The sequence below is a fragment of the Staphylococcus sp. TCBT05 genome, assembly GCF_055179755.1.
In genome coordinates this window covers 1-6,399 of record NZ_JBUQDQ010000012.1, presented here as the reverse complement: position 1 = coordinate 6,399, position 6,399 = coordinate 1, and the positions used below count along the sequence as shown (strand labels likewise).

8 protein-coding genes and 1 pseudogene are annotated in these 6,399 nt (G+C 38.4%); all 9 read right to left on the bottom strand.

Features of this window, described 5'->3' with window-relative positions; translation table 11 throughout:
- A pseudogene (locus tag ACY191_RS05915) lies at positions 1 to 1,268 on the bottom strand (ATP-binding protein); the annotation flags it as partial.
- Positions 1,228 to 1,779 carry a TcpE family conjugal transfer membrane protein gene (locus ACY191_RS05910; protein ID WP_463269936.1) on the bottom strand — a complete coding sequence of 184 codons (552 nt, stop codon included), beginning with the start codon at positions 1,777 to 1,779 and terminating at the stop codon, positions 1,228 to 1,230. The pseudogene ACY191_RS05915 and the gene ACY191_RS05910, both read right to left, overlap by 41 nt.
- A gap of 27 nt (positions 1,780 to 1,806) precedes the next feature.
- Positions 1,807 to 2,058 (bottom strand): TcpD family membrane protein, encoded by a 252-nt coding sequence (locus tag ACY191_RS05905; RefSeq protein ID WP_043938597.1) that lies wholly within the window; start codon positions 2,056 to 2,058, stop codon positions 1,807 to 1,809.
- 9 nt (positions 2,059 to 2,067) lie between these two features.
- Positions 2,068 to 3,045 carry a conjugal transfer protein gene (locus ACY191_RS05900; protein ID WP_098317273.1) on the bottom strand — a complete coding sequence of 326 codons (978 nt, stop codon included), beginning with the start codon at positions 3,043 to 3,045 and terminating at the stop codon, positions 2,068 to 2,070.
- Positions 3,046 to 3,058: 13 nt separating this feature from the next.
- A complete protein-coding gene (locus ACY191_RS05895) occupies positions 3,059 to 3,316 on the bottom strand; it encodes a hypothetical protein (RefSeq protein WP_463269935.1) in 258 nt (85 codons plus the stop codon).
- Positions 3,313 to 3,687: a hypothetical protein gene (locus ACY191_RS05890; RefSeq protein ID WP_098223591.1), complete on the bottom strand. Its 375-nt coding sequence runs from the start codon at positions 3,685 to 3,687 to the stop codon at positions 3,313 to 3,315. Before ACY191_RS05890 ends, ACY191_RS05895 begins: the two co-directional genes overlap by 4 nt.
- 23 nt (positions 3,688 to 3,710) lie before the next feature.
- Positions 3,711 to 3,944, bottom strand: coding sequence for a hypothetical protein (locus ACY191_RS05885; protein ID WP_463269934.1), 234 nt, complete (start codon positions 3,942 to 3,944; stop codon positions 3,711 to 3,713).
- A 223-nt stretch (positions 3,945 to 4,167) separates the two neighbouring features.
- Positions 4,168 to 5,010: a replication-relaxation family protein gene (locus tag ACY191_RS05880; protein WP_463269933.1), complete on the bottom strand. Its 843-nt coding sequence runs from the start codon at positions 5,008 to 5,010 to the stop codon at positions 4,168 to 4,170.
- Between the two features lie 5 nt (positions 5,011 to 5,015).
- Positions 5,016 to 6,399: ATP-binding protein (locus tag ACY191_RS05875; protein ID WP_463269932.1), on the bottom strand; the 1,384-nt coding region annotated here is incomplete at its 5' end.

Below are 6,399 nucleotides of genomic sequence, written 5' to 3'. Positions count from 1 at the left end.
AACTCATAGAAGTATGCAAGCTGTTCTCCATATGGATTAACTAACTCAATTTTCATTTTGCGATATTCTGTAATGAGCAAATTCACACGTGATCTCAATATTTTTTCATCTTCGGCGTACACGCAAAATAGTACGCTTAGTTCATATCCAGGTGCTCCCGTTGTTTCAAATCGATCTTTTACAATTTTGACGCCCCTTGCTTTACGATCAATTGTTAAATCTGTTGTGCGACCACCTATCATTGCTTGTTGGCGTTGATCGTTTAATTCCAGTTCACTATTCGATAGTTTTTGTGTGACCATCTGGTTTTCTAAGTGATACGCTCGAATACTCATTTCAACAGGAAACTTTAACGAATGAGATTGAATGCGATAAATCCACTCTCCACCAGGAAAAGCCGATATTTCGGGCATATCTTTCACCGCAAGAAAAGCAACATGAGAGGTTTCAATTTCCCCTTCTTCATTTTGTCTTTCGAGTATAAGAGAACGTCCTGGGCTTTCATCGATCACCGTATCTGTTAATTGCACCATTTCTTGTAAATCTGGCCGACGTACTTTTACCGCCTTTCCTTCTTCATTTTGCAACGTAACTGTAGAACCTACTTTCCAGTTTTGATCCCGATTCAGTGCTTTCATGCCACGTTTAAAGTTATGATGGAATAAAAAGCGCGTTGTAGACGGTTTCGCACGTCTTGTATTATGAAAGGCCCCTCTAACCTGGCTAAATAACACGTCTTCTACTTCTAAATAATTTTCGATTTCTTCTTCTAAAATATCCGTCACATTCATACCCGATATGTTTTGAGCTGTCTCTGCAAATCCTTCTCTTACCTTCTTCATAAACTTCCATGTTTCTACAACAGGGTTACGAACTTGTCTTTCTTTCTGTTCCATGTTCAGCTGTACTAAAATGAAAAAACGATATTCCATGTTCTCTTTCGCTATGGCCGCATTCCTTAAGTATTCTTTTACTTTTTTAAATAGAAAGCGTCCCGTTGGTGCCATTGGCCCTTTTAAAGTGGAAATATGTTCATCCAGAATTTCATCTGAATTTGTTGTACGAGGAATCACAAGTAAGTGGACATCATATTCTTGATGGGTAAAAAGAGCGAGTTGATTGCGATAATATACTTTTTTCGTACTTTCATCTTGATGATCGTATTCGAATCCGTCTACTTCATATACTGCGGATACTTTTCCATCTATACTAAACGCTAAATTCTTTTCAACGTGCTTTAATGGTGGTCTGTTCATCGTTTTCAACATATTCAACTTCCTCCTTTTGGGGTAAAAATGTTACATCATAAGCGTGTATGTCTTTCTTTTCTTCTTCACTGAATGAATGTACAATTGGCAAACCTTTGACTTCATGTTGTATACATATATGACCATAAAACACATGTTTTTTGAGTTTAGGTAGATTCACCAATCGACTACTTTGATGTTTCCGTAAACGAAATGTAATCCAGGACCGAACAAAAGAGAAAAGTGATTTTCCATCTGTTTTATATTTATCCGCGCCCCATACGAGGAAAAGAGGAATCACACCATAATACATGAGCCAAACTTGATCGATCATACCTCCAAATATCCACTTAAAGGGAGGAAGGAAGCGGAAGGCTACAAGCCCCGCTTCTACCGCCGCAAAATAACCAAGTGCCCTCCATGTAACCGCACGCGGAAGACGATACCCCATGATTTCGTACTGTCTTCGCATATAGTTCATATAGCTTCCGAAACAATAGACAATGATAGATTTTGATTCTTTTTCCTTCATGTAGCCCTCTCCCTTTCCATCCCTTACTTATACGCCAAACAATCCGCCTAACCACGTTCCGATTGTTTTTAATGCATCTGGTTTGTTAATGAAGAATGCAACAATCCCGCCGCCAACAATTAACGTAATCGCTTTTCCCCATGCACGCTTTGCCGCTACGATCAAGATAACAATGATAAACGCACAATATAACGCGTATGTTCCTTGTGTCTTCATCATTTCGAAAAATCCTTCCAGCCCGATTCCTAACACAAAATGATTTATATTGAACATATACATGCCCCTCTCCTATTTTGTTTTTAAATCTGTTACGATCCATTGCTTTCCATCTTGTTTTACAAACAACGTATAACCTGTTTTCATTTTCGATTCAGAATGTGGATCAATCATAGATACCTCTGTTTGTACCTCATATGTGCCTTTTGTTTTTCCTGGATAAATCTTAGAGGAAAGTACATTTTCAAATTTCATGGCTCCTTCTAACCCTTTAATATCTGTATTGGCTAAAACATACGCGAGTTCTTTTTGTGTTGCGGTCGTATAGGATTTAAAAAAGGTTGGTAAAAATTCTCGAATGTCTTCTTTTACAGTAATTTCATGGATTTCCTCTCGTTCTTTTCCTGCTTTTTCTTCTGGTACTTCTGCTTTTTCATTCACCTTGACGATTTGAGGGAATCCACTAATCACAAAAGCCTTTCCATCTGTCCGAACAGGAACCGACACTTGCTGGATCACCTCCTTATCCTCTGGTCCGCTATTATCTGCTTTCATGCGGCTTAATTTGTATTTCACTTTAAAAATTACGTTTGCTTCTTTATCTGTGACCTCATCTACTTTTAATACAGTTGCATATAGAAAATTGGAATCCCATTGTATACTTGCAAAATCCAAACCAACTTGTGGGTCAAGTGCTTTCGGTATATAGAGTTGTAAGCGCTCTGAACGCTTCTTCTTGCCTTCATCCCCTCTTTGCCAAGTAAAGTATTCTTTTGCAAATCCGCGCGCAAATTCAATCGCTTCTGGACGTGAGGCAAGGTTTTGTTTTTGCGTCACTTCTTTTGGAATGGTACTGGCTTTGGCTTGTGTATCTCCCTTTCCTTTTACTACAGTTGTGATGGATACAATCAGCATCCAACAAAACAGGAGCCAAAAGGCCCATTTTCCAATTAAGCGGCCTTTATAGGAAGGAAGCCTTGTGGCTTTCCTTGCCTTCCCTTGTTTACTTTCAAATGTTTTTGCAAACCACTGTTTCACCTTTTGAAGCATATTCATCCCCCTTTCAATTTCGGTACTGGCGTAAAGATCGTTCGTAGCAATCACGAGCGAATGAAGCCATGCCAACCGCGGTTGATTCATCTTTTATTTCATTTCTTTCATAATTGATAAAATTATTAAGTTTTGTTTGACTGCCTGTGATATAGGGGAATCTAGCATGGACCAAATACCGTTTGTCTCCATCCCTCCCCACTTCAAAGGACGCTCCATCTGTAGCCCGAAATTCTCTTACAAAATTCAAACCTTCCAATTCGTCCATCATGCACTCTCCCTTTCTTTTAAAGCTGTAAGGAATTTTTGCGCCTTTTCTTTGAACATCCACCCTTTGTCTATCCTCGCTTGCTCGAACATGTCATAACAGCTGATTTCACGCTCGATTTCTAACATGGCTTTTTCTTTTGTAAGCTCTACCCCATCACACTTCCATTCCAATTCATCTGTATTTAATCCAATTTCTATTTCGATAATTTTTCCGTTTTCCATCAGATAAAACTTCTGCATATATACATCTGTTTGAGACAAACAAATCTCATGTACTTCCTCACAACCCATTCCCTCATAGATTTCCACTAGAAATTGAGCTTCAACTTCTCCCACATTTCCTCTTTCATAGGTGTTTTTATGTGTAAACATTGTCTATCTCCCCCTCCTCTTTTTTACTCCTTATCTACCCAAAGGTGATGATCCGCCAACTTAGATGCAATATCCGCCATTTCATTCGGAAAAACTACTTTTATGAAAAGAATCATCCATGCTAAGAAACAGAAAATGAACATCTCCCATTTTTTTGTGTAAATTGCATACCCTATTAACACAAACATGACCATACTGATAACAAAACCTACCAAAATGGGATTTCCATATGAAGATATTAGACTAGGATTTGGCACTTTTTAGCCCCCCTTGTGATCGACCATCTTCCATATTCCCACTACGACTAGAAAGAAAAGCAAGACACCTTCCCATCCTTGCGTATAGTAAATTTCCACCACTTTACTTTTCACCGCTTCCCAGGCTTCTCGTGATCCTGGTGCTCTTTCAAATAACCAATCTGAAAAGACAACTAACAGAAAAATACTGGCGCTTATCGATAAAATAAACCGAAACACATTTTTACAGCCTCACTTTCTTCTCTGGATTCTGAATATTGCGATAAACGTTACCGAATGGGTCTTGCAATATATCTTGAAACAGTGTGATAAACACTGGTATTTCTGGACTACTTATCCCTTTTAAATAGCGAATCAATTCTTTTTCTCTACTTTCACTACCCGCGATAAATACCAGGCGCCATTGCAATATTTCATAACTCATACCAATATGCGTCCGATAATCTGCTGCTTTTCCTTCTTGTGCCATGAAATCGTTATAACGGATAATCTTTTTTTCTAATACTTCTTTTGATCCGTAAGACCGTTCCATTTCCATAAATACACCAATGTTTTTATCGATCTCTTCTTTTAATCCAATCACCGCAATTCCATCTGGGCGTATGACACGACTTTTTCCTTTTGCATATTGAAATGTGGCCCGCGGTTCGTTGATCCATTCCTTTAGTTCCAATCTTTCTTCTTGCTTCGATATTAATGTCATGGCACATTCAATTTTCGCTAACATTAAACTGTGATATACAAAGGATGCCGAGCGTTTGGACCAACTATTTTTCCAATGCACTTCCCCTCGAAATCCACGAACCATTTCAACTCCTTTTGGTGTTAAGGTATAAATGCGTTGAGGTTTCGCAACTTTTCGTTTCTGATTTCTCGATGATGTAACAGGTAAATACTCGTAACGGATATAGCCCGCTTGATCTAGCTTATATAAACGATTTGTTACAGATTTTTTTGTATAATCCACATACACCTTTTGATGAATGTACTCAATATCCAGGTAGATGTGTGTATGCAAGCTCATGAGTAGTTGTTCATCTGCAATTTGAAATAAAATGTTTCCCATGCCCCTTACTCCTTTTCCCAACTATCGAAAATGCTCACTTCTTCTTGCGGTGTATCCTCTTTTATTTCTAGATTTCCTATTTCAATTGATACTGTTTGTTCTTTTTCGATTGTTGTAACAGGCTCTTTTACTGGCTTATTTTCTTTCTTTACTTCTGTTGTTGTCGTAGCTTGCTTTCGGAATGGGATAATTTGCGCTTGATGTGCGGGTTCGACTGGCTTTGTTTCGGAAACCGTTTCTTTCGCCTCTTCATGAGAAGATAGTTTCTTTTCTAACTCATCAAATCCCGATGTCACAACAGGTTCTTCTTTCGATAAGTCGACTTTTCTATCTTGTAGGTATTTACCTTTTCCATATAGAAACTCATCAATTTCCTTGTCGATTTCTGATCCTGCCTTCCCATTTTGTTGCTCTAAAGACTGTATCTTTGCTCTAGTCCATTCATTTGATGCATAAATTTCTTTTTCGTTTTTATAATTTGCTGCTTTCCCATTTGGTAGGTATCGGTCTAATGGTGGAACACGTATGGTACACCACACATTTTTTGCCTCACCTCTGATATAATCTTGTGTTTGAATCGCTACAACTAAGTTAGGAAGGTTTTGCAAATACTCTGTACGGAATTGCTTTTGCATGATGCCCTCTAACGTTTTCGCGGAATTATGGCCTTGCCTACATACAAAGTAATTTCCGCCCGCTTCTGTTAACATGTCTGTTAGTTCTCTGTCTAACTGTCCCGAAACTTGCTGGGTAATCACCCATAATCCAAATCCATGCTTTCGATCCTTCGCAATAATTTTAGGAAGAATGGGTACTGGCACGTCATGAGCTTCATCGATTACACCTAAGTGTAGTTTGGAACCATGCGGCCGCTGTTGGGCGATACGGTGATATTGGTTACAAATGTAACCGACTGTAAGCAAAGTATCTTCTTTTCCCATTCCCGCTAAATCGTAAAAGATAAGGTGTCCTTCATCCATCCACTTTCGAATTTCTAAGGAAAAACCTGTTTGCCCGTACATACGCTTTAAATACAACGTATTACGAAAGATATCTAATCGGTTTAAAATCGCTTGTGTGCTGTCTTCTAACGCGCTTCCCACTTCATATTTCCAAAAGTGAGAGTAATATTTTTGTTCTGGCCCTTGTAAATTGGCAATTACATTTGCTCGAAACAGTTCATCACTAATAAAGAGTGGGATACTTAAAATCGTATGAATTTGACTCTTATCACAAAGTAACGTACCAATAATGGCCCTTAGTAATCGTTCTGTTTGTTGTGCTTGCCCTTGAATCATTAACTTAATCATTTCCATAATGGATTCAACCACTGTTTGGATATCTTCATTTGGAAAACGATGAAATAAGTTCAAAGCTGGTGGATGATCT